Origin of the sequence: Hwanghaeella sp., from assembly GCF_965227365.1 — a bacterium.
Lineage (GTDB): Bacteria > Pseudomonadota > Alphaproteobacteria > UBA8366 > Aestuariispiraceae > Hwanghaeella.
Genome location: NZ_OZ245754.1, coordinates 3,364,763 through 3,387,603, shown reverse-complemented (window position 1 = coordinate 3,387,603; position 22,841 = coordinate 3,364,763). Strand labels below are relative to the sequence as shown.

At 63.0% G+C, this 22,841-nt stretch carries 19 protein-coding genes; 4 read left to right on the top strand and 15 right to left on the bottom strand.

The genetic code is table 11. The annotated features are described in order from the left end of the window. Positions 1-46: 46 nt before the first annotated feature. From ACQK2G_RS15625 to ACQK2G_RS15555, 15 genes are all read right to left on the bottom strand, one after another. On the bottom strand, positions 47-955 hold the full coding sequence (locus ACQK2G_RS15625; RefSeq protein WP_425405965.1) for a cell division protein FtsQ/DivIB: 909 nt from the start codon (positions 953-955) through the stop codon (positions 47-49). Then, positions 946-1,881, bottom strand: a complete 936-nt coding sequence (locus ACQK2G_RS15620; RefSeq protein ID WP_425405964.1) for a D-alanine--D-alanine ligase — start codon at positions 1,879-1,881, stop codon at positions 946-948. Before ACQK2G_RS15620 ends, ACQK2G_RS15625 begins: the two co-directional genes overlap by 10 nt. Further along, positions 1,874-2,815 carry a UDP-N-acetylmuramate dehydrogenase gene (gene murB / locus ACQK2G_RS15615; protein WP_425405963.1) on the bottom strand — a complete coding sequence of 314 codons (942 nt, stop codon included), beginning with the start codon at positions 2,813-2,815 and terminating at the stop codon, positions 1,874-1,876. The genes ACQK2G_RS15620 and murB overlap by 8 nt, the downstream gene beginning before the upstream one ends. After that, a complete protein-coding gene (murC, locus tag ACQK2G_RS15610) occupies positions 2,812-4,242 on the bottom strand; it encodes a UDP-N-acetylmuramate--L-alanine ligase (RefSeq protein WP_425407651.1) in 1,431 nt (476 codons plus the stop codon). Before murC ends, murB begins: the two co-directional genes overlap by 4 nt. Next, a complete protein-coding gene (gene murG, locus ACQK2G_RS15605; RefSeq protein ID WP_425405962.1) occupies positions 4,239-5,417 on the bottom strand; it encodes an undecaprenyldiphospho-muramoylpentapeptide beta-N-acetylglucosaminyltransferase in 1,179 nt (392 codons plus the stop codon). The genes murC and murG overlap by 4 nt, the downstream gene beginning before the upstream one ends. Continuing rightward, the gene (locus ACQK2G_RS15600; protein ID WP_425405961.1) at positions 5,405-6,532 is read right to left on the bottom strand and encodes an FtsW/RodA/SpoVE family cell cycle protein; all 1,128 of its coding nucleotides are present in this window, start codon (positions 6,530-6,532) and stop codon (positions 5,405-5,407) included. The genes murG and ACQK2G_RS15600 overlap by 13 nt, the downstream gene beginning before the upstream one ends. Further along, a complete protein-coding gene (murD, locus tag ACQK2G_RS15595; RefSeq protein WP_425405960.1) occupies positions 6,529-7,932 on the bottom strand; it encodes a UDP-N-acetylmuramoyl-L-alanine--D-glutamate ligase in 1,404 nt (467 codons plus the stop codon). Before murD ends, ACQK2G_RS15600 begins: the two co-directional genes overlap by 4 nt. Positions 7,933-7,989: 57 nt before the next feature. Then, positions 7,990-9,075: a phospho-N-acetylmuramoyl-pentapeptide-transferase gene (gene mraY / locus ACQK2G_RS15590; RefSeq protein ID WP_425405959.1), complete on the bottom strand. Its 1,086-nt coding sequence runs from the start codon at positions 9,073-9,075 to the stop codon at positions 7,990-7,992. 14 nt (positions 9,076-9,089) lie between these two features. Next, entirely contained in the window at positions 9,090-10,511 is a 1,422-nt protein-coding gene (gene murF / locus ACQK2G_RS15585; RefSeq protein WP_425405958.1) for a UDP-N-acetylmuramoyl-tripeptide--D-alanyl-D-alanine ligase, read from the bottom strand. Next, complete coding sequence (locus ACQK2G_RS15580; RefSeq protein ID WP_425405957.1) at positions 10,508-11,971, bottom strand: UDP-N-acetylmuramoyl-L-alanyl-D-glutamate--2,6-diaminopimelate ligase; 1,464 nt, start codon at positions 11,969-11,971, stop codon at positions 10,508-10,510. The genes murF and ACQK2G_RS15580 overlap by 4 nt, the downstream gene beginning before the upstream one ends. 12 nt (positions 11,972-11,983) lie before the next feature. Next, positions 11,984-14,011: a peptidoglycan D,D-transpeptidase FtsI family protein gene (locus ACQK2G_RS15575; protein WP_425405956.1), complete on the bottom strand. Its 2,028-nt coding sequence runs from the start codon at positions 14,009-14,011 to the stop codon at positions 11,984-11,986. Continuing rightward, complete coding sequence (gene ftsL / locus ACQK2G_RS15570; RefSeq protein ID WP_425405955.1) at positions 14,008-14,415, bottom strand: cell division protein FtsL; 408 nt, start codon at positions 14,413-14,415, stop codon at positions 14,008-14,010. Before ftsL ends, ACQK2G_RS15575 begins: the two co-directional genes overlap by 4 nt. Then, the gene (rsmH, locus tag ACQK2G_RS15565; protein ID WP_425405954.1) at positions 14,412-15,380 is read right to left on the bottom strand and encodes a 16S rRNA (cytosine(1402)-N(4))-methyltransferase RsmH; all 969 of its coding nucleotides are present in this window, start codon (positions 15,378-15,380) and stop codon (positions 14,412-14,414) included. The genes ftsL and rsmH overlap by 4 nt, the downstream gene beginning before the upstream one ends. Continuing rightward, complete coding sequence (locus ACQK2G_RS15560; protein WP_425405953.1) at positions 15,377-15,853, bottom strand: division/cell wall cluster transcriptional repressor MraZ; 477 nt, start codon at positions 15,851-15,853, stop codon at positions 15,377-15,379. Before ACQK2G_RS15560 ends, rsmH begins: the two co-directional genes overlap by 4 nt. A gap of 480 nt (positions 15,854-16,333) precedes the next feature. Beyond that, positions 16,334-16,801: a MarR family winged helix-turn-helix transcriptional regulator gene (locus tag ACQK2G_RS15555; protein ID WP_425405952.1), complete on the bottom strand. Its 468-nt coding sequence runs from the start codon at positions 16,799-16,801 to the stop codon at positions 16,334-16,336. Positions 16,802-16,987: 186 nt separating this feature from the next. On the opposite strand from ACQK2G_RS15555, the gene mtnA reads away from it, so the two are divergent. The 4 genes from mtnA to ACQK2G_RS15535 all read left to right on the top strand — a co-directional run bounded on the left by mtnA (position 16,988) and on the right by ACQK2G_RS15535 (position 22,770). After that, the gene (gene mtnA / locus ACQK2G_RS15550) at positions 16,988-18,067 is read left to right on the top strand and encodes an S-methyl-5-thioribose-1-phosphate isomerase (protein WP_425407650.1); all 1,080 of its coding nucleotides are present in this window, start codon (positions 16,988-16,990) and stop codon (positions 18,065-18,067) included. 186 nt (positions 18,068-18,253) lie between these two features. Beyond that, positions 18,254-19,798: a trimethylamine methyltransferase family protein gene (locus tag ACQK2G_RS15545; protein ID WP_425405951.1), complete on the top strand. Its 1,545-nt coding sequence runs from the start codon at positions 18,254-18,256 to the stop codon at positions 19,796-19,798. A 95-nt stretch (positions 19,799-19,893) separates the two neighbouring features. Continuing rightward, positions 19,894-20,871, top strand: a complete 978-nt coding sequence (locus tag ACQK2G_RS15540; protein ID WP_425405950.1) for a S1C family serine protease — start codon at positions 19,894-19,896, stop codon at positions 20,869-20,871. Between the two features lie 93 nt (positions 20,872-20,964). Continuing rightward, on the top strand, positions 20,965-22,770 hold the full coding sequence (locus tag ACQK2G_RS15535) for an adenylate/guanylate cyclase domain-containing protein (RefSeq protein WP_425405949.1): 1,806 nt from the start codon (positions 20,965-20,967) through the stop codon (positions 22,768-22,770). Positions 22,771-22,841: the final 71 nt, after the last annotated feature.

Here is a 22,841-nt window from a genome sequence, read left to right as displayed (position 1 = left end):
AATCTGTCGGTCGTTACGGACGGTCGGTTCAATTGCCGCCGCCGCTCTAGGTTTCATCCTTGTGGGCTCGTTTCCGTTCCGCGGCTTCTTCCGTCATCCGCACGATCAGGCGGTCGGATTGGCGCAGGTCGATGGCGGCGATATCGCGGGCCAGCAGCCGGTGGTCGCGCTCTAGCTGCGCCAGCCGTTGCAGGGCCTCGCCCGGGTTTTCTTCCGGCAGGCGGATGTCGATGCCGTTGTCCAGCCGCAGGTTCCAGCGCCGGCCGGCAACCCAGACGGCGGCGACGATGCGGCTGTCCAGCATCGGTTCGCGTTCCAGCAGCGTGACCAGTTCGGCCGTTCTTTCCGGCGCGCCGTCGCCGACGACGACCTTCAAATGGCGATAGCGTTCCAGACCGTCGGTGCCGATGATATTGCCGTCGATATCAACCAGGACGAATTCGTGATCCTTCTGCCAGATCGCGGCGGCTTCCCGTTCCTGGATATGGATGTGGATGTGATCGGGAAGGCGGCGTTCGACGACGGCGGCTTCGACCCAACCGATCGAATTCACCCGTTTCAGCACGTCCTGAATGTCGACCGCCAGGATCGGATCGCCGACCTGCACGCCGACCGCTTGCAGCAGACGATCCTTGTTTGTCTCGCGCCGGCCCGACACGGAAACCTGATACACCGCAAGGCCCATTTCGGCCGAAACCTGCATCACTTTCGCGACCGTGTCGTCATAGGCGCGCTGGATCGACCCGTTCGACCACAGCACGAAGGCAGCGGCGGATAGGGCGCCCGCGACCGAGACCGGCACGCCGATCTTCAGGGTCGGTTTCAACCACCGCGCACGGGCCCGGCGGCGCGCGGCGCGGCGGCCCTCCGCGGCGATCCGGCTTTTCTTCGTCGCGCCCTTCTTGGCGGGTTTCTTTTTCGCGTCCTGGTTCAGGAAGGGGAGCGTCAGTCGCATTGCGCCTCCTCCACCATCCAGCTGACCAGTTCCGGGAAGGAAATGCCCATATGGGCCGCCTGTTCCGGGGCCAGGCTCAACGGCGCCATGCCGGGCTGGGTGTTCACTTCCAGCAGGAATAGGCGCGAGCCGTTATGGGCGCTGTCGTCCCAGCGGAAGTCGGACCGCGTCACGCCGCGGCATCCCAGTGCCTTGTGGGCGCGCAGGGCGTAGTCCTTGCACTGATCCGCGATGTCGCTCGGAATGTCGGCCGGGCAGACATGCACGGTCTTGCCTTCGGTATACTTGGCTTCATAGTCGTAGAAGCCCTGATTGGGGCGCAGTTCGGTGACGCAAAGCGCCTTGTCGCCCATCACCGTCACCGTCAGTTCGCGTCCGGCCACATATTCCTCGACCAGGGCGTCGCCGTAGTGCCAACCGGAATAGTCCGGGCCGTTGTCGCCGGGCTGAACGATATAGACACCGACGCTGGACCCCTCATGCGTCGGCTTGACGACATAGGGCCGGGGCAGGGGATCGTCCTTGCCGAGATCCTCTTCCGGCACCACCACACCCTTGGGGCAGGGAAGACCGGCGGCCCGGAAGGCCGCGATCGCGGTCGGCTTGTCCATGGCGATGGCGGAGCTGCGCATGCCGGAATGCGTGTAGGGAATGCCCATGATGTCGAGCACGGCCTGGATGGTGCCATCTTCGCCGCCGCGGCCGTGGAGCGCGTTGAAAACGGCATCCGGCGCGGGAGTCAGCGCGGCGATCAGGGCCTTGAGGTCGCGGGTCACGTCGATCCGCGTCACCTCGTATCCGGCCTTCTCCAGCGCGTTGGCGCAATCGCGCCCCGAGACCAAGGAAACCTCGCGCTCAGCCGACCAGCCGCCCAAAAGGACGGCCACCCGCTTTTTGCTGCGCTGGGGGTTGTTTTCCTTACTCATCTTTTGTCTCGCCTACGCGTTTTATTTCCCACTCAAGAATTATACCAGTTTTCTCTTTAACTTTGGCACGCAACTCTTCCCCTAGTCTTTCTAAATCTTCTGCGGTTGCTTCGCCAGTATTTATTAAGAAATTGCAGTGCTGATTGCTTACTTGGGCGCCGCCCATCGTCAACCCACGTCCACCGACCGAGTCGATGAGCTTCCAGGCCTTGGGACCTTTGGGGTCCAGGGCACCCGGATTCTTGAAGGTGGAGCCGCCCGTGCGGCTTCTGATCGGCTGGCTATCGGCCCGTTTTTCGGCGATTTCGGCCATCCTTGCCTCAATCTCCTCACGGTTGCCGGGCGTTGCCCGGAACAGGGCCTCGGTAAAGATCCAGTCGGCGGGCACGGAAGATTTGCGATAGTCAAAGCCCATTTCCGCGGCCGTTACGTCGTGGACCTTTCCTTGCCTGTCGACCGCCCTGGCGCTGATAAGGACATCCTTGGTTTCCGCCCCATAGGCGCCAGCATTCATCCGCAGCGCGCCGCCGATGGAACCGGGGATGCCGCTCAGGAATTCGAGGCCGGTCAACCCGTGTTTGGCCGCGGTTTTCGCGACATTCTGATCCAACGCGCCGGCGCCTGCGCGCACCGTGTCGCCATCGACCTCGATGCCCGCGAACGGGCCCAGCAATCGGATCACGACGCCGCGCACGCCGCCGTCCCGGACCAGAAGATTCGATCCGACGCCGATGACCAGCACCGGAACCTCCGCGGGCAGGGCCGCCAGAAAGGCGCATAGGTCGTCCACGTCCTCCGGCCGAAAGACGACATCCGCCGGACCGCCGACGCGGAACCAGGTGACCTTCGACAGGGGCGCGTCGAAACTGACGCGGCCGCGGACCGGCGGCAGGTCGAAGGGGGGATGGGATGTCGTCGCGGCGCTGCTCATCATTTCTTTTTCCCGGCGCGGCTTCCGCCGAACCGGATTTTCAATTCGTCCGGCAGGGCTTGGGCCCAGTTCGTGATCGTCCCGGCCCCAAGGCAGACCACCAAGTCGCCGTCGCGGGCCACATCGGCAACCGCGTCGGCCAAGTCGTCCTGACCGTCGATGACCACGACGCCGCGGTGACCGCGGGTTCGCAGGCCTTGCGCCAGGGCATCGCGGTCGACCCCTTCGATCGGTTCCTCTCCGGCGGCATAAACCGGGGCGATGATGACCTTGTCCGCGTCGTTGAAGCAGGCGCAGAATTCCTCGAACAGGTCGCGGAGGCGGGTGTAGCGATGCGGCTGGACCACGGCGATCACGTTCCGGCGCGTGGCGTCGCGTGCGGCTTTCAGGACGGCGGATATCTCGACCGGATGGTGGCCGTAATCGTCGATGACGGTGACACCGCCCGCTTCGCCGGTCTTGGTGAAACGCCGTTTGACGCCCGAAAACCGGCCGAGCGCATTGCGGATGTCATCCACCTCGATCCCCATTTCCAGTGCCACGGCGATCGCCGCCAGCGAGTTCTGCACATTGTGCTGGCCGTACATCGGCAGATGCAGGCCCTCGATCGTCCAGGGCTCTTCCCCGCGCAGGGCGACGGTGACGTCGAAGGTGTAACCGTCGGGTGAGGCGGTCGCATTGGCGGCCCGAATTTCCGCCTGGGGATTGAAGCCGTAGGTGATGACGCGGCGATCTTCGATCTTCCCGATCATGGCCTGCACCTCGGGATGGTCGATACACATCACGGCGAAACCGTAGAACGGGATGTTCTGCACGAAAGTACGGAAGGCTTCGCGCAGTTTCTCGAACGACCCGTAATGTTCCATATGTTCCGGGTCGATATTGGTGACGACCGCGATCGTTGCGGGGAGCTTGGTGAAGGATCCGTCGGATTCATCCGCTTCGACGACCATCCAGTCGCCCTGACCCAGACGCGCATTGGTGCCGTAGGCATTGATGATGCCGCCATTGATGACGGTCGGATCCAACCGGCCGCCGTCCAAGAGTGACGCGATCAGGGAGGTCGTGGTCGTCTTGCCATGCGTGCCGCCTACGGCGACGGACCATTTCAGCCGCATCAGTTCGGCCAGCATTTCCGCGCGCCGGACAACGGGGATCAGCCGTTCCCGGGCGGCGAGCATTTCGGGGTTGTCCGGGCGGATCGCGGAACTGACGACGACAACCGCGGCTTCCTTCACGTTCTCCGCGGCATGGCCGACGGTTACCGGAATGCCGAGGTCCCGGAGGCGCTTCACATTGGCGGTTTCGGCTATATCCGAACCACCGACCGTGTAGCCCAGGTTCTTCATGACCTCGGCGATGCCGGACATACCGATCCCGCCGATACCGACAAAATGGAGCGGGCCGATGGAAAGGGGTACTTGCATCAGGCGAGGGCCTCCCGGGCTTCTTCGTTCTTCTGTGAACTGGGCGAGGCGATAGCCCCGCCGACCAAATCGACAACAACGTCGGCAAGCTTGCGCGTGGCTTCCGGCGTGCCGACACGGCGTGCCGCCGCGGCCGCGGTGGCCAGCGTGTGGGGTTGATCCATCAGGTCACCCAGGCGCTGCGCCAATGCCTCGGCGCTCATATCCACTTCCGGCATCATCCAGGCACCCGCTGAATCGCAGATGCGGGCGGCGTTTTCCGTTTGATGGTCGTCGATCGCGTAACGGTAGGGCACCAGGACCGACGGCCGCCCCGTCGTCGTCAGTTCGGCGATGGTGGAGGCACCGGCCCGGCTGATGACCAAATGGGCCTCGGTCAGTTGGACGGGCATGTCGCCGAAGAAACTGCGGACCTCGGCATCCACGCCGAGGCGCCGATATTGCTGCGAAACCTCTTGAACCTGCGGTTCACGGGCCTGCTGAACGATACGGAGGCGGCTTCGCTGATCCTCCCGCAACAGGGCGATCGCAGCTGGAATGACCTCACCGAAAACCTTCGCGCCCTGGCTGCCGCCGACGATCAGAAGATGGAACGGCGCGTCCTTGGCCGGCGGCGCGTAGGCCGAGCCCGCGACTTGCATGATATCGGGGCGCACGGGGTTGCCGGTCCAAACGGCCTTGGCCCGATCGGATGGGCGCAAGCCGCTCGTTTCGGCGAAGGAGGTCGCGATCCGGTCCATGCGCGGGGCCAACAGTCGGTTTGCGCGTCCCAGAACCGCATTCTGTTCGTGGATGGCCGTTCTGATCCGCCGGTTCCGGCTGGCGGCCAGCATTGTCGGAACGGAGGGATATCCGCCGAATCCGACGACCGCCAAAGGCCGAAGGCGGTTCAGCAGGGTGCCTGCCTGGATATAGCCGAGCGCGAGGCTGAACGCCGCCGCAGCCTTGCCAACGATGCCGCGGCCGCTGACGGCGGCGGCTGAAATCGTATGCAGATCGATCCGGTCGAGCGTGCCGCCGAAGGCGTCGCCGCGCCTATCCGTAATCAATGCGAGACGGTAACCGCGAGATTCCAGTTCCCGTGCAAGCGCCTCGGCCGGGAAGACATGTCCGCCCGTGCCGCCGGTCGCCAGCGCGATCAGCCCGTTATCCGCATGCTGCCCGTTCAATCCCGCCATGACGCGATCCCCGGTCGGCGGCGCGTGAGGGCCAGCAGCATGCCCATGCCGAGTGCAAGGGCCAGCAGACTGGATCCGCCATAGGAAATGAAGGGCAGGGTCATCCCCTTGGTGGGGATGAGGCTCAAGGTGGAGGCCATGTTGACCAGCGCCTGCAGCGCGAACTGGACGATCAGGCCGGTCGCCGCCAGAACGACGAACATGTCGTTGTCCTGCAGCAGCCTGGAAAAGCCGCGTACAACCACGAAGATGAAGATCACGACGATGAACATACAGGCGAACAGGCCGAATTCCTCGCCCGCGACGGCAAAGATGAAATCCGCGTGCCCATCCGGCAGGCTTTGTTTGACGATACCTTCACCCGGGCCGCGCCCCATGATGCCGCCAGACTGAAAGGCTTCCATGGCCTTGTCGATCTGATAGCTGTCATGCGCCGCGGGGTCGAGGAAGCGGTCGATGCGGCTCGCGACATGCGGGAAGATGTAATACGCGGCGACCAGGGCGGCGAGGCCGCCGAGAACGGCGAAGATCACGAAGCTCATCGACAGGCCGGCAATGAACAGCTGGGTGAACCAGATCGAGCAGACGACGAAGGCCTGACCGATATCCGGTTGCAGGGCCAGCAGGCCGACGACCAGGACGCAAAGCGCCGCGGATATCGCATAGCCGGGCACATCTTCACCCATTCGACGGGCCGCCAGAATCCAGCCGGCCAGAACGGCGAAGGCGGGTTTTGCGAATTCCGAGGGCTGAATGGTCAGGCCGCCGAACGAAATCCAGCGTGTGGCGCCCTTGATTTCCGCGCCGAACAGGATCGTCGCGACCATCAGGACCAGAGCGCCGATGAAGACGGCCAGCGACAGCCGCCGGATCTGCTTCAGGTTCAACAGCGAAACACCGATGATCGTGAACAGGGCCGGGCCGAGCATGAAGGCCTGCTTCTTCACGAAATGGAAGGAGTCGACATTGATGCGTTCGGCCACCGGCGGGCTGGCCGTCGTCGTCAGCAACAGGCCGAGTGCGCCCAGCAGGACGACGGCACCGAGCAACCAGCGGTCCACGGTCCACCACCAGTTACCGAGAATGGATGTATCGTTGCGGGCGAAGTGCATCATGACCGACGCTCCTTCCGGAGACGAAGAGTGGCAGCCACCGCCTCGGAGAAGGCGGTGCCTCTGACCTCGAAATTCGGGAATTGGTCGAAGGAGGCACAGGCCGGCGACAGCAATACCGCCGACCCGCGCACCCCTTCCGCCATTGCCAGGGCTGTAGCCTGTTCCACGGCACGATCCAGCGTGCCGCAAATCTCGACCTCTAATGATTTTGATAGCGCCGCGGCCATGTTTTCAGCCGCTTCGCCAATAAGAAAAACTTTGCGGACAGCCGGCAGATAGGGACGCAGAACATCATAGCCACCCTCTTTCTCCCGACCGCCGGCAATCCAGTAGATTCGCTCGAAGCTGGCAAGCGCCCTGGCTGTCGCTTCTGCGTTCGTCGCCTTGCTGTCGTTGACGAAACGGATGCCGTCTTCCACGGCGACCGTTTCCAGGCGATGGGCGAGGCCCGGGAAAGACAGGATGCCGGCGCGGATTTCCTCCGGTGTCAGACCTTCCCGGCGTGCCGCGGCATAGGCGGCCGCGATGTTCTGGGCATTGTGCAGGCCCGGCAGAGAGGGCGCGTCCTTGAGGTCCAGAACCGGGGTCGGTTCGTCCGACATGGCATCGATCAGTTTTCCGTCGGCGACATACACACCACCGTCGACCGGATGCATGACGGAAAGGCGGATCACCTTGTGCCCGTCCGCTTCCAGTGCATCTGCCACCGCTTCGCAATGTGCATCGTCTACCCCGACGATGGCCGCGGCATCGACCGGGCGATTCCGGAATATTCTCTTCTTGGCGGCGATGTAGCCTGCCATGCCGCCATGGCGATCCAGATGATCGGCGGTTACGTTCAGCAGGATAGCGCTGTCGAAGGCGACCGAATGCGTCAGGTCCAACTGGTAGGAGGACATTTCCAGCACATAGGTCCCATCCGCCTCCAACGGGGCGAGATCGAGCGCCGGCGTGCCGAGGTTGCCGCCGATTTCGACATGATCCTTCGTCCGGGAGAGGATATGACCGATCAGGGCGGTCGTGGTCGATTTTCCATTGGTCCCGGTGATGCCGATATAGCGCGCCCGCGGACAGGCGCGGTACAGCAATTCGACGTCGCCCAGGATCGGAATGCCATGGCTGCTGGCCGCCGTCGCCGCCGGATGCGGGGTTGGATGGGTCAGCGGGATGCCGGGGCTCAATACCAGGGCTGCGGGGGCGTTGCCGGACCAATCATAGGCATCGGGCGCGCCCAGCCGATACCCGGCCTTCTGTGCGTCGTCCCGCGCCGCGGGGCGGTCGTCCCAGACCAGGACATCCGCGCCGCCTTGCGTCAGCGCGCGCGCCGCCGACAGGCCCGATTTTCCGAGCCCGACCACCGCGACTGTATTGTCCTTGTACATGGTCACCACGACACTCACTGTCCAATACCCTTAAATCCATCGGCCGATACGGACGGCCGGCAAAAATACGACCGTCTAGCGAAGCTTCAGCGTCGACAGACCGATCATCGCCAGGATCATCGCGATGATCCAAAAGCGGATAACGATGGTGGGCTCGGCCCAACCCTTCTTTTCAAAATGATGGTGCAAGGGGGCCATCGCGAAAACGCGTTTGCCCGTCAACTTGAAGCTTGCCACCTGAACGATCACGGAAACGGTTTCGAGGACGAACAGACCGCCGATGATCGCCAGCACGATCTCGTGTTTCGTCACAATGCTGATCGCACCAAGCGCCCCACCCAGCGAAAGCGAGCCCGTATCGCCCATGAAGACCATGGCCGGCGGTGCGTTGAACCACAGGAAGCCCAGCGCGGCGCCCACGATGGCACCGCAGAAAACCGCCAGTTCACCGGCGCCGAGGACGAAGTGGATCTGCAAATAGCCGGAATAAATGGCGTTTCCGACCAGATAGGAGATGAAACCGAAACAGCCGGCGGCGATCATAACGGGCACGATGGCAAGGCCGTCGAGCCCATCGGTCAGGTTGACGGCATTGGATGCGCCGACAATGACGAAGACCGCGAATGGCAGGAAGAACCAGCCCAGGTTCAACAGGACGTCCTTCAGGAAGGGTAGCGCCAGGCTGGACGACAGCGCGTCGGGCGTAATGGCGGCATACCAGTAGGCCGCGGCCAGACTGATCGCGATTTGGCCGGCCAGTTTCGCCTTGCCGGGAAGCCCCTTGGAATTCCGCTTCGTCAGTTTCAGGAAGTCGTCGGCAAAGCCGATCATGCCGAAACCCGCCGTTACAAGCAGGACGATCCAAACGTAATTATTCGCCAGATCCATCCACAGCAGCGTACTGAAAATCAGGGCGATCAGGATCAGGAATCCGCCCATGGTCGGTGTCCCGGCCTTGGCAAGGTGCTGTTCGGGTACGTCCTCGCGAATATTGCTGGCGCCGCGTTGTTGCTGTTTCAGCCAATTGATCACGGTCGGCCCCAGCAAAAAGCTGATCACCAGGGCCGTCATCATGGCGCCGCCGGTCCTGAAGGTCAGATACCGGATCAGATTGAAGAGTTGATACTCGTCCGCCAGGGGTGCGAGAAGGGCATAAAGCATTCCGTGCGCTCCCCTTATTGCCGAGCCGAGGCGTCGAGATCGAGCAGCGCCTCGACGACCGGCTTCATGTTCGTGCCGAGAGACCCCTTCACCATCACCACATCGCCTGGTTTGACGGTTCCCAACAGGGTCTCGATAAGTCCGGTGCTTTTTTCCGCATGCAGCGTGGCCACCTGACCATTTACGGCCTCGGCCAGATGCGACATATACGGCCCGCAGCAAAAGAGGTGGTCTACCTGGTGTGTCGTGACCGCGTCCGCCAGGCCCGCATGCATTTCAGGCGCCGTCGGTCCCAGTTCCCGCATGTCACCCAGGACGGCGATGCGCCGACCGCCGCTTGCGCCCGCCGACATGTCGAGCACTGCCAGGGCCGCGCGCACCGCGTCGGGGTTCGCATTGTAGCTTTCATCGATCAGGAGAGCGGACCCGCCGCCGGGCAAGGCCAGGGTTGTCTGTTTTCCCCGTCCCGCACCGGCCTGCATGCGCGAAAATGTATCGCTCGCCCGCTGCAAGTCGCCACCCAACCCGTGCACGCCGGCCAGGATCGCCAGACTGTTGGTCGCCCATTGAATGCCAGGGATGCCGTGACGGTAGGTGAAGCGCTTGCCGAAAATCGAAGCGATGATCTCCGTGCCTTCGGCCGTCGTCATGGCGTCGATCAAGCAGAAATCGGCTTCCCGATGGGTTCCGAAGGTGATGATGTTCCGGATGCCTCGTTCTTCGGCCTTGGCCTTCAGTCTGGGGAAGAATTCATTGTCGCGCGGCAGGACTGCGATCCCGTCCGACCCGAGGCCGGCGAAGATTTCCGCCTTTGCATCCGCGATCCCTTCAACCGAGTCGAAGAATTCCAGATGCACCGGCGCGACAGTCGTGATGATGGCGAGATGAGGGCGAAGCAGTTCGCTCAACGGTTCGATCTCGCCCGCATGGTCCATGCCGATTTCGAACACGCCATAGGCCGAACCGGCGGGCAGGCGCGCCAGCGTCAGCGGCAGGCCGTACATGTTGTTCTGGTTGCCGGAGGTCGCATGAACGGGGCCGTCCACCGCCAGCGCCGCGGCGAGGCCGTCCTTGGTGCCCGTCTTTCCCATGCTGCCGGTGACGGCCGCGATCTTCGCCGATGTCCGGGCGCGGGCGGCGCGGGCAAGGTCGTACAAAGCATTGTAGGTGTCGGCGACGACATGAAGCGGGACGGGGACCGCAGCGCCCGCATATTTGTCCGCCCAGTCGGTCGCGACCATGGCCGCGGCCGCGCCGGCTTCCGCCGCGTCGTCCACATAGGCGTGACCGTCCTGGTTCGCCCCTCGAATGGCGATGAAAAGATCGCCCTGTTGAACGGCACGGCTGTCGATTTGAATGCCGGACACGGAAAAAGGCGCCGTCGAACGTCCGTTCGTCGCCGCCTCGATCGCCTTTTCTGTCCAAAGCGCCGTCATGCCGTCTTAACACCCCCGGACAGTTCTTCCGCGCAGTCGCGCACAACGCCCGCATCGTCGAAGGGAATGGTGCGGCCTGCGATGGTCTGCCCCTGTTCGTGCCCTTTGCCCGCGACGCAAAGAACGTCGCCGGGTTCCAGCGCCCGCATCGCGGCGAAGATCGCTTCCCGGCGGTCGCCGATATTGGCGGCGCCCGGGCAGCCTTCCATGGCTTGGGCGCGTATCTCCGCGGGATCCTCGCTGCGCGGATTGTCGTCCGTGACGGTGACCTGATCGGCGTATTGCGCAGCGGCTTGCCCCATTATGATCCGCTTGCCCGGATCCCGGTCGCCGCCGCATCCGAAAACGATATGCAGCCGGTTGCCGACATGGCTGCGCAAGGCTTTCAGGACGGTCGCGATTGAATCGGGCGTATGGGAATAATCCACATAGACCGCCGCGCCGTTCGGCAGGACGGCCGCTCGTTCCATGCGGCCGCGCACACCGCTCAGCCGGGCCAGGTTCGGTCCGGCATGACGCAGGTCGGATCCCGTCGCGAGCACGAGGCCGAGGGCCGCCAGGGCGTTCTCGACCTGAAAGGCGCCCGGAAGCGGGAAGTCGACCGACAACCGCTCGCCGAAAACGTCTATTTCCAGGTCGAAGCCATTGGCGCGGGGTTCCATCTTGACGCAGCGGATCTGGCCGTTGCGAAGGCCATAGGAAAACAGACGCAATTTGCGGTCGCCGGCGATATTCGCGATCCGGTCGTGCTCCGCGGCGGCCGAATTGACGACGGCAACACCGCCGGGCGTCAGCAATTCCTCGAACAGGCGCAGTTTCGACGCACGATAGGCGTCCATATTGTGGTGATAGTCCAGGTGGTCCCGGCTGAGATTCGTGAATGCGGCGGCGGAAAACCGTGCGCCGTCCAATCTGTATTGGTCCAGACCGTGGCTGGAGGCTTCCATCGCCACATGGTCGATGCCGGCCTGCTTCATCTTGCCCAGCAGGGCGTGCAGATCGACAGGGTCGGGCGTGGTCAATCCGTGATCTGTGTCGAAACCTGCCGCTTTAACGCCCAAGGTGCCGATCGCGCCGGCCTCGTTTCCCATCGCCTGCCAAAGCTGGCGGGTGAAATTGGCGACCGAGGTCTTACCGTTGGTTCCGGTGACGGCGACCATGATTTCAGGCTGCGGCGCGAAATAGGCGGCGGCCATACGGGCCAGGCGGCGCCTCGGATTGGCGTCGTGCACCAGCGTCACCGCGGACTTGCCGGACGCGCCCAGCAGCGGGCTGTCGGCGGTCACGTCCGGCGTGGTCAGAATGGCGATGGCGCCTTTCTTGATGGCGTCCGGAATGAAGTTACGGCCGTCCAGGGCCAGGCCCGGAATGGCCGCGAACAGGTAGCCGGGTTCAACCTTGCGGCTATCCGCCGTCAGGCCGGTGATTGGTGCATTGGGCAGGATGCCGTCGCCGTTCATCTCTCGCGTCCGCTATTGTCTGAGGGAGGCCAAGGTGGCACCCATTTGTGGCGGCAGAATGGCGAAGTGTTGGCGAACTTCAGGCGCGTCCGCATTGGTCGGCTTGATGCCCATCATCGGGGCGAGCCGGCGGACGATCTTGCCCACGACCGGGGCGGCGACCCAGCCGCCGGTGGCATAGCCGTAGGTTTCCTTGATGCCTTGCGGCTCGTCCAGCACGACATAGACGGTGTAGCGCGGTGCATGCATCGGGAACGCGCCGACGAAGCTGGAAATCAGCGACTTGCCGCGATAGCCGCCGGTCGCGGCCTTTTCCGCGGTGCCGGTCTTGCCGCCGACGACATAGCCTTCCGCCCGGGCGTTCTTGCCCGACCCTTCCAGCGCATTCAGATGCATCAGGGCGCGGATCGCGTTGCTGGTCTTTTCGGAGATGACGCGTTTGCCATGCGGCGCCTCAGTCGACTTCAGCACGGTCGGGCGATGCAGGACGCCGCCATTGACCATGGCGGAAACCCCGGTCGCCAGATGCAGCGGGCTGACCGCCATGCCGTGTCCGAAGGAAATCGTCATCGTATTGACCGGGCGCCAGACCGACGGGCTTTGCGGGAAGCCCACTTCGGGGAGTTCGACGTCCAGCGGCTTCAGGAAGCCCAGCTTGTCGAAGAAGCGCTTTTGTTCCGGCCCGCCGACATCCAGTGCCATCTTCGCCGAGCCGATATTGGACGAGTAGATGAAGATTTCCGGCACCGACAGCCAGCGGTTCTTTGCGTGGTAATCGGTGATGCTGAAGCGGCCGACCTTGATCGGCTTGGTGGCGTCATAGCTGCTGGTCAGCGAGATCGAGCCGGATTCGAGGCCGAGCGCGGTGTTGAAGATCTTGAAGGTTGAGCCGAGTTCGTAAACCCCCTTGGTCGCGCGGTTGAACAGGGCTTCGTCGGTGAGGGAGATCGGCTCGTTCGGGTCGTAGTCCGGTAGGGACACCATGCCCAGGACCTCGCCGTTGCGGACGTCCATGACAATGGCGGCGCCGCCGACGGCGCTGAACTTGGCCATCGCCGCGCTGACCTCTTCCCGCAGCATGTGCTGTACGCGCACGTCGAGTGACAGCTGCAGCGGGTCCGAGCCCTCCTGCAGGTCCTTGTCGAAACGCAGTTCCAGCCCGGCGATGCCGTTATTGTCCGTGTCGGTCTGGCCCAGGATATGGCCGAAAAGCGGGCCGTGCGGATAGATCCGCGTCTGTTTCCGGTCGAAGTCGATCCCCGGCAGGCCGAGCGCGTTGACGTCGTATTGCTGCTGCGGCGTCAAGGTGCGCATCAGTGGTACGAAACGGGCCTTCTTGCGCAGCTTCTCTTCCGTCGATTTCGGGTCGAGCGTCGGCAATACCGCGGCCAGCTTATAGGCCGTCTCGCGCGGGTTCTGTACGTATTTCGGATCGGCGACCAGCGAGACGGTGGACAGGTTCGTGGCCAGCAGCACGCCGTTCCGATCGACGATGCCGGCCCGCTCGCTTTTCGGCGCGGCGACCGTCGCCGCCACCTTGGCGACCGGCTCCGCCGGGGCGCGCATGGCGGTCACATCCACAAGGCGCGCCCCGATCACCGCGAAGGCCAGGGTGATGACGGTGCCGGTAATCAACAAGCGGGTGCGGCCGGTTTCCATCGCCAGACGGAACACGCCCTCGCGCTGTGAGCCGTCCTTGCCGAAGGAGGGGCGGCGGCTGTCGGCGGAAACCGGGGTTTTCCGTTCCGCCGTGCCGGTTTTTGAGCGGGCCGGCGCGATCTTGGCCCGGACCGCGAAAGCCTTGCGTTCCGCCGGACGCTTGGGCTGGTTTTCGGCGCGGGCGGGCGCTGCGCTCGTTTTCTCCGGTTCCCGTCGCTCGATGATCAGCTTTTTCCGCGGCGCGCCTTCCGGGCGTGCGCCGGCGGCGGGCCGGGCCTGTTTGCCGAGCCGCGGTTCCACCCGCGTATCCGCGGTCCCGTGGGGGCGGCGAGGGCGTTCCTCATCGTCCGATGCGTCGTTTCTGATGGCACGAAGGATCATTCTTGTCCTCCCAGGCTCAACGTGCTCCGGCGCGGGGCGACGACGGCGGGCGCTTCTGCGCCGTGCGAGGTCAGGCCGGTCGTTTCGGTGAAGGGGAATTGCAGTGAGGCGCTGGGCGGAATTTCCGACGGATAGGGAATGTCCTCCATCGCCACCAATTGTTCGATCGTCGGCGGGGCCAGATGCGGCAGCAGTTGATTGGCCAGATCCTCGATCCGGTCCGGCCGGTTCAGATAGGTCCATTCCGCTTCAAGCACGTGCAGGGCTTCGCGCTCGCGCTCGATGTCGCTGTTGATCGCGGCCAGTTCCGATTCCAGGTCCTCCACCGCGAAGGCGATGCTGAACAGGGCGAAGCCGCTGGCGACGCAGAGGGTGACCCAGACCAGGGCGGCGGTGATCTTCATGCCCGCCTCCCCCGTGATGCGGCTTGCGGCACAGCCGGTGCATCCGTCCGGACGGCGACCCGCAGCCGCGAGGAGCGGCAGCGCGGATTGGCGCGGATTTCCGCCTCGCTCGGCTTGATCGAACTGCGCTTCGCCAGGGTGAAGGTGGGCTTCGGAGCATCGGGAGCCGGGCCCGGCATGTGACGCGAAATGCCCTGACCGCCGGAGCGGGCGGTCATGAAAGCTTTCACGCGCTTGTCTTCCAGGCTGTGAAAGGCGACGACGACCAGATGACCGCCCGGCCGCAACAACCCCTCGGCGGCGGCAAGCGCGCGATCCAACTCGCCCAATTCGTCATTCACCTGGATGCGCAGCGCCTGAAAGGTCCGCGTCGCCGGATCGAGGCCGTCCTTGGCCTTGCGAACGACGGAACGGACGATATCGGCCAGCTGCGTCGTGGTGGTGATCGGTTCAATGTCGCGGGCACGGACGATGGCGCGCGCAACCTGACGGGCGCGATGTTCCTCGCCGAAATCTCGGATCACCTTGGCCAGTTCGACTTCGTCCCACTGGTTCACGATATCCGCGGCGGTGGGGCCTTCGCCGCCCATACGCATGTCCAGCGGCCCCGGCAGGCGGAAGGAAAATCCACGCTCGGCCGTGTCGATCTGCGGCGACGAAACACCGATATCCAGAACAACGCCGTCCAGCTCGTCCACGCCGGCGCCTTTTAACAATTGTTCCATGTCGCCGAACCTGCCGCACAGGATGGTGAACCGGCCTGGATATTCGGTTTCCATGACCCTTGCCTGCTCGATAGCGCTGGGGTCGCGGTCGATCGCCCATACCCGGCAGTCGGCCGCATTCAGGATTGCGCGGCTGTATCCGCCGCGGCCGAAGGTGCCGTCCAGATAAACGCCGCCGTCACGCGGGGCGAGGGCCTGGACCATTTCATTCAGCAGGACGGGAACGTGGACGCTGCTCATGCCCCGCCTCCCTGTCCCGAACGCAGTTTCAGGGTAAGTCCCTTGGCGCGTTCACGCGCTTTTTGTGCATAGCTTTCATAGGTTGAGGGGTCCCAGATTTGAAAGCGTTTGGACTTACCCACGAACAGCGCCTTTCCGCCGATACCGGCGTGGGACTGGAAGCGGGGCGGCAGGATGAAGCGTCCGGTGCTGTCATAGGAGACGGGAAGGGCGTCGGCGACGATCTGGCTCAACGCTTCCTCTTCCTCCGAAAACAGCTCCGCTTGCGCTTCGATACTCTCGGCGACCATGTCCATGAAGCTCTCGTCGGCGGCCTCCAGGCCCGGAGAGTTCGGGGACGGGAAAATGTAGAAGGAGCGGTCGGGACCGGCGCCCGCTGCGGCCTGGGACAAGCGGTCACGGAACGGCGCCGGCAAAGAGACTCTCCCCTTGCCGTCGACCTTGTTCTCGTATGTCCCTGTGAACAGCGGCATGTTCCGCGTCACTCCCGAGTCCAAGAAAACCAAAAGAACGATGGGCGCCGGATTTTCCCTGAGCCGACCTGTGGCCGGGATCCGATGAAATTCCGCGTCCGCCGACTGACGACGAAGGTCGATTTGCCCTCGGCAAATGCGGCCGGCGCCGCCGCGCCGTGCCCAAACCGGTCGCACCTGCCCCCAGCGTGGCGTGATTTGGGTGTTCATGGGATATCATGGGAAATTACGTCTCGTCAATGGAAAGGGGTGGAAAAGTCCGGGATTTCTGCGGGTTTGAGCCTGTTTCGTTTGATCTCTTTTTGTTCTTGATAAGAGAGCTTGTTCCGAAATTTTCCGAATTTTTCCGGAACAAATAGAAAACAATTACAGTGGGAGGGCGGAAACACCATGAAATCCCCGCGCCAGCGGCGAAGACCGGGGCGCGATAGGGACGGATTGAGCGGCCGCGTGCAGCGGGTGGGCGCCGCGAGAGACGGTTCAGTCCCCGGAACGCAGAGTCTCGGCCGCGCGTTGCAGGCGTGTGGTCAGCCGCACGAAGGCCTCGTGATCCTCCGCCGAAAAGGCGTCCAGAAGCCTGTTCTGCAGCAAACGGATGTCACCTGCGGCCTTTTCGAAGGTGGCGACACCTTCATCCGTCAGTTCAAGGGGGCGTTTCCGCCGGTCGTTGCGGTCGGTCCCGCGCAGAACCAGCCCCCGTTCCAGCAATGAATTCAGCGACCGACTGACCCAGCCCTTGTCGACACCGCTGGTATCCGCGACCGATTGTGCCGTGGCCCCTTCGACGGCGGCGATATGCGCCAGGATCCGCCATTCGTTCAATGTCAGCGAATGGGCGCTCTCCAATTCCTTGCTGACCAGTTGCGTGATCGCGCTCGACAGAGACTGAACCTTGGCGGGGATGAAATCCTCGTAGCGGAAATCACGATATTGGGACGGTCTCGGCACGTTGGTCGGCTCCTGTGGCAAATGCGACCCGATACAGGTATAGGCTTTCACCGAAACAGGCAGAAGAGGCAAGACTGTTGTGGGCGCAACAAAACAGCGCACCCCGGTCGGTCCGAAGCCTGTAGGGTTTGGCCGGATCGTCTCTATCGGGAGTGGGAAATGACTACAGCACCGACGCAACTGGACATGGGGTTTTCGACGATCCGTCTCGCGCAGGATGGATGGTCCGTCGAGATACTGGATCAAACCCTGCTGCCGCACGAATTCACGTCGGTTCGCCTTACCGGCATGGCCGAGGCGGCCGTCGCGATCCGCGACATGCTCGTCCGCGGCGCTCCCCTGATCGGGGCGACGGCATCCTACGGCATGGCGTTGGCAATGCGGCAGGATCCAAGCGACGCGAATTTGCAGGACGCCTATGATCGGTTGCTGGAAACGCGGCCGACGGCGGTCAACCTGCGCTGGGCGCTGGACGACATGATGGCCATCCTGAAGGACTGTCCGGAAGAGAGCCGTGAGGCAACCGCGTATGAGAGGGCGGCGGCCGTCGTTCGCGAGGACGAAGCGATCTGTCTCGGCATCGGGCAACACGGTTTGGCGCTGATCCGCGAAATCCATCGGAAAAAGGGCGGTACGGGTCCGGTCAATGTCCTGACCCATTGCAATGCCGGTGCGCTGGCCACGTGCGGCTTGGGAACGGCCACCGCGCCGATTTATCTGGCGAAGGCAGACGGAATTCCCATTCATGTGTGGGTCGATGAAACCCGCCCGCGCAATCAGGGCGCGGCCCTTACCGCTTGGGAATTGGGTCGATCAGGGATCGATCACTCCCTGATTGTCGACAACGCAGGCGGTCATTTGATGCAACATGGCATGGTGGACCTTTGCATCGTTGGAACCGACAGGACCACGGCGACGGGCGATGTGTGCAACAAGATCGGCACCTATCTGAAAGCGCTTGCGGCGCAGGACAACGGCGTACCGTTCTATGTCGCCCTGCCGTCGACGACGATCGATTGGACGGTCGAGGACGGCGTGAAGGAAATCCCGATTGAGGAGCGGGCGGGCGAAGAAGTCACCCGGATCCGCGGCCTTGCCGAAGACGGTAGCGTGCAGACTGTAACACTGCCGCCACTTTCCACCCGCGCCGCGAACTATGCCTTTGACGTGACGCCGGCCAGGATGGTGTCGGGATTGATCACGGAACGCGGGGTTGCTCCAGCCACGAGGGAGGGGCTGAAGGCTCTATTCCCCGAGCAGGCGTGATAGTTTCTGTCGCTTTCCGGCCAAATAATTTTCGCCCCAGATGCATCTATTTTCGAATTGCCGGGCCGGGCCTAGCCGTGTTCCGGTAAGGCCGCCGGACCGTCGCGGGACCCGTCCCCTTGCGGAAACCGGTTTCCCCGACATTCGATGGTGACCGGCCCAGGGCCGGATAAAGGGAGAGCGCGTATGGCACGGCGTCCGCGGGCGGAAGGCAAGGCAAGGGCACGGGAACGGACGGCACCGGCCGGTAGCCTGAAACAGGTACCGTTTTCGACCTACCGGAATCCCTACGCGCCGATCGAGGTCGTGTCGGCCGACCAATTGGAAGCGGTCCATCTGGCGTCGCTGCAGGTGCTGGAAGAAATCGGGATGAACTTCCTGCTGCCCGAGGCTAAGGAAATCCTGAAGGAGGCCGGTGCCGATGTCGATCCGAACAGCGACCGGGTGAGGTTCGACCGCGGGTTGATCGAACAGGCGATCGCCACCGTCCCACCAGCCTTCACCCTGCACGCGCGGAATCCCGACAGGGCCCGTGAAATCGGCGGCAATTCAGTCAACGTGACCTGTATCGCCAGCCCGCCCAACGCCATCGACATGGAAGGCGGGCGCCGGCCGGGGAACAGCACGGATTTTGCGAACTTCCTGCGCCTCAGTCAGTATTTCAACATCTGCCACATGTCGGGCGGCTACCCGGTGGAGCCGACGGATATCGCCGTGCCGGTTCGGCATCTGGACGCCATGCAGATGATGCTGGAACTGACCGACAAGGCCGTTTTCGGCTATTCGCTGGGCCGGGACCGAATTCTGGACGTGATCGAGATGGCGCGGATCGGCCGCGGTATCAGCGAGGAACAGTTGCTCCGGGAACCCAGCATCTGGACCATCGTCAACACCAATTCCCCGTTGCAATTGGACATGCCGATGCTGTGGGGAATGATCGAGATGGCGAAGCGCAATCAGCCCGTTTGCGTGACCCCGTTCACGCTTGCCGGAGCAATGGCCCCGGTGACGGTGCCCGGCGCGGTCGTGCAGCAGAATGCCGAGGCCCTGGCCGGCATCGCCTTCCTGCAAATCGTCAATCCCGGCGCGCCCGCGGTTTATGGCGGGTTCACGTCCAATGTCGATATGAAAACCGGGTCCCCGGCTTTCGGCACCCCGGAATATGCCAAAGCGACCCTGTTGGGGGCGCAGTTGGCGCGCCGTTACAAGTTCCCGTTCCGGGCCTCGAATGTGAATGCATCGAATGCGCCCGATGCGCAGGCTACCTATGAATCGGTGAACTCCGCCTGGGCCGTCGTAATGGGCCACACCAATATCGTGATGCATGGATTGGGGTGGCTGGAAGGCGGCCTCAGTGCATCATTCGAGAAATTCATCATCGACGTGGAAATCATGCAGATGATGGCACAGTTCATGGAGCCGCTTGTGATCGACGACGCGACGCTGGGTCTTGACGCGATCCGCGAGGTGGGGCCGGGCGGACATTTTTTCGCCGCTCAGCATACCTTGGAACGTTACGAAAACGCCTTCTACGCGCCGATCCTGTCCGATTGGAGGAACTACGAGACCTGGGAGGAAGCGGGGGCGCTTGATGCAACAACCCGCGCGCACCAGATCTACAAGAAAGTTCTGGCCGATTTCCAGGCGCCGCCGTTGGATCCGGCGGTGGCGGACGAGCTCCACGCTTTCGTGGCGAAGCGAAAGGAAGAGGGCGGCGCCCCGATGCAGTGACACTTTCGCCCGATACGCCATGGCGTTTTAGGCTCCGGTCGTGCCAGAATGTCGTTCAAACGGGAACCGAAGAGGTCCGGGAAAGGCACGTCAGAATGGCAGATCAACAGGAATGGTCGATCGTGGAGGACAACCAGCCCCGTCCGGAAAATCTGGATTATGATCTAAGGGCGGCATTGTCGTCTTTGTTCACGCTCAGGTCGGAGGTCCCTGAGGATGCCTTCACGGCGCACGCACTTGGAACGGAACGGGCCGGAACGGCAGTCTTGGTCAACGACAAGGGGCTGCTGCTGACGATCGGCTATCTCGTTGCCGAGGCGGAAAGCCTTTGGATCGTCGGGCAGGACGGCGCGGCGGTGGAAGGGCATCCCCTTGCCTATGACTTCACCACGGGGTTCGGTCTTGTTCAGGCGCTCGGCAAGCTTCCCTATCTTCCATTGCCGCTGGGCAATTCGTCCGCCGTTCATGTGGGAGACCGTGTCGTCTTCGCGAGCGCCGGCGGCATCGAACACGCGCTGGCTGCACAGGTCGTCTCCAAACGTGAATTCGCTGGATACTGGGAATACGTCCTGGATGAAGCCTTTTTCACGACGCCCGTCCACCCGTTCTGGGGCGGCGGTGCGATGCTGAACGAAAAGGGAGAATTGGTCGGGATCGGCTCCCTCTATGTCGGCGATGCACGCGGACACGGCATGCCGTCGGAGGGAAACATGATCGTGCCCATCGATCTGGCCAAGCCGCTGCTGCAGGAAATCACCGATGAAGGCAGGGTCAGTATTCAATCACGGCCATGGCTCGGCTTCTACACGGCGGAAGCGGAAAATCATCTGATCGTCGCGGGCATCGCCCCGAAAGGCCCGGCGGAAAGGGCCGGGGTGGCGACAGGCGACGTGGTGCTGGAAGTTGCCGGCTCGCCGGTGGGTGATTTGGCGGACATGTTCCGGACGATCTGGTCGCTCGGCGATGCCGGTGTGACGGTGCCGCTGACGTTGGTCCGGGACGGCGCGCGCGTGACGGTCAAGGTTCCCTCGGCGGATCGGAACGACTTTCTGAAATCGCCGCGACTGCACTGACCGGGGTCTGAGTTCCATCCTTGATCGATTTATCAGATCGGGTCCATTCTCGGCCCACCGTTGATGACGCCAAAAGGGTCGGGGGACGACAGCGTGGCCGAGTTACCAACCGCTTCACAGGAAGACGATAAGCATTGGCAGCGCCCGACCCGTGTTCCCGGCATGTCGTTGGGCATGAAGATATTCGGCGCATCGTTCGTTCTGGTTGTCCTGATGATCATGGTTTCCGCGGCCTCCATTGTGATGGTCGGACAGATCCGCCACGAATTGCAGGTCGAGGCCCTCGTCTTTCAACCCCTGGCGGACGATATCGCGGATATCGAAACCGCCGTCCTCGAAGCGGAGGTTCTGGTCGAACGGCTCCGCATGGATATTGTCGAGAACAGGCTGGATCCGGAGATGGCCGAGGCGGTGGCCAAGGAGACTGTGGCCCTGCACGCAGAGATCGAAGATGAGATCCTGCATGTCCGCGCCCTGCTGAACGAACATCAGGAAAATGTTCTCGATAGCGGTTCCAAGGTTGTGGTCGCGACGATCATGGCGAGGCTCGAGGCGGTCGACCGCAACCACGAAGCCTATAACGATGCCATGGAGAAGATGACGGAGAGCATGCGCCAGGGCGATATGAACCTGTCGCGCGCCTACAACGATATCTTGGCCCGTGAAGAGCGCGAGATCTACTATACCCTGGAACTGATCCGCGCCGAAATTCAGGCCTATGTGAAAAAATCGCTGGAGAAGGTGCTCCGTCTTCAAAATGTGTTGAACTGGTTGATCGGCATCCTCACCGCGGCGGCGGCGGTGCTGGGACTTATCCTGGCATGGGTGATTTCCCGGCGCATCGTCCGGCCGGTCCATGACCTCGTGGATCGGATGCATGACGTTCAGACCGGCAATCTCGACATCGAGGTGAAGGCCAGCACCAGGGACGAACTGGCCTGGCTGGCAACCGGTTTCAACGAGATGGTAGCGGGATTGCGGGCGAAGAACCGGATCACGGAAACATTCGGCAAATATGTCGATGCACGTGTGGTGCAGGGCTTGATCGGCAACCCGGCGATGACGCGCCCCGGCGGTGACCGCCGGAACATGACCGTCTTCTTCACCGACCTTGCCGGCTTTACCAGTCTTTCGGAAATGCTGACGCCGGACGTGCTCGTGCGGCTGCTGAACGAGTATTTCTCGACCATGGCGGAACCCATCCGGGAAGGCGACGGGGTCATCGATAAATTCATCGGCGATGCGATCATGGCCTATTGGGGCGAGCCCTTCGTGGAGGAACAGACCCAGGCGACAAAGGCGGTTCAGGCCGGTTTGATGCAACGCAGGTTGATCCACGAGTTTCGCGAACAGGTGCCGGAGATTTTGGGCGTTCGGTTGGACAGCCTGGATATCGACATGCGGATTGGTATCGCCACCGGCCAGGCCGTGGTCGGGACGGTGGGTTCCAGAGCCCACCGGAATTACACCGTCATGGGCGATATCGTGAATCTGGCCTCGCGCCTCGAAGGGGCGTGCAAGACCTATGGCCTGAACTTCCTGGTAGACGAGGAGACCTGGCGGCGAACCGAGGGCGTGCTTTTCCGGGAAATCGACTCCCTGCGCGTGAAGGGGCGAAAAATGCCCGTTCGCATTTTCCAGCCCCTGACCGCCCATGCCTGGTTGGATGAGCAGCCGCAGAAACGGGCGACGATGCTGTCGGTTGTCGAGACCTTTGAAAAAGGATTGGCAGCCTATCGGGACCGGGATTTCGATGCCGCCGAGACGGCTTTCGACCAGTGTCTGTCCCTTTGGCCGGACGACGGTGTTTCCGCCATGTTCATGGACCGCCTTCGCCACCTCAGACAGGACCCGCCGCCGGCGGAGTGGGACGGCGTCTGGACCCTCGATCACAAATAGCGGAATTCGCGGTTTTGCACCGCGGCCGGTAACGGCGCTCTTACGGTCATGTGACCGTAAATGATAAGTCA

Excerpts from the sequence above, each read along its gene's own strand:
- murF (WP_425405958.1), bottom strand. The coding sequence starts at position 10,511 with ATGACGGCGCTTTGGACAGAAAAGGCGATCGAGGCGGCGACGAACGGA.
- ACQK2G_RS15545 (WP_425405951.1), top strand. The coding sequence starts at position 18,254 with ATGGCACGGCGTCCGCGGGCGGAAGGCAAGGCAAGGGCACGGGAACGG.
- ACQK2G_RS15580 (WP_425405957.1), bottom strand. The coding sequence starts at position 11,971 with ATGAACGGCGACGGCATCCTGCCCAATGCACCAATCACCGGCCTGACG.
- rsmH (WP_425405954.1), bottom strand. The coding sequence starts at position 15,380 with ATGAGCAGCGTCCACGTTCCCGTCCTGCTGAATGAAATGGTCCAGGCC.
- ACQK2G_RS15600 (WP_425405961.1), bottom strand. The coding sequence starts at position 6,532 with ATGATGCACTTCGCCCGCAACGATACATCCATTCTCGGTAACTGGTGG.
- ftsL (WP_425405955.1), bottom strand. The coding sequence starts at position 14,415 with ATGAAGATCACCGCCGCCCTGGTCTGGGTCACCCTCTGCGTCGCCAGC.
- ACQK2G_RS15625 (WP_425405965.1), bottom strand. The coding sequence starts at position 955 with ATGCGACTGACGCTCCCCTTCCTGAACCAGGACGCGAAAAAGAAACCC.
- ACQK2G_RS15540 (WP_425405950.1), top strand. The coding sequence starts at position 19,894 with ATGGCAGATCAACAGGAATGGTCGATCGTGGAGGACAACCAGCCCCGT.
- ACQK2G_RS15620 (WP_425405964.1), bottom strand. The coding sequence starts at position 1,881 with ATGAGTAAGGAAAACAACCCCCAGCGCAGCAAAAAGCGGGTGGCCGTC.
- murB (WP_425405963.1), bottom strand. The coding sequence starts at position 2,815 with ATGATGAGCAGCGCCGCGACGACATCCCATCCCCCCTTCGACCTGCCG.
- murG (WP_425405962.1), bottom strand. The coding sequence starts at position 5,417 with ATGGCGGGATTGAACGGGCAGCATGCGGATAACGGGCTGATCGCGCTG.
- ACQK2G_RS15575 (WP_425405956.1), bottom strand. The coding sequence starts at position 14,011 with ATGATCCTTCGTGCCATCAGAAACGACGCATCGGACGATGAGGAACGC.
- mraY (WP_425405959.1), bottom strand. The coding sequence starts at position 9,075 with ATGCTTTATGCCCTTCTCGCACCCCTGGCGGACGAGTATCAACTCTTC.
- mtnA (WP_425407650.1), top strand. The coding sequence starts at position 16,988 with ATGGGGTTTTCGACGATCCGTCTCGCGCAGGATGGATGGTCCGTCGAG.
- ACQK2G_RS15560 (WP_425405953.1), bottom strand. The coding sequence starts at position 15,853 with ATGCCGCTGTTCACAGGGACATACGAGAACAAGGTCGACGGCAAGGGG.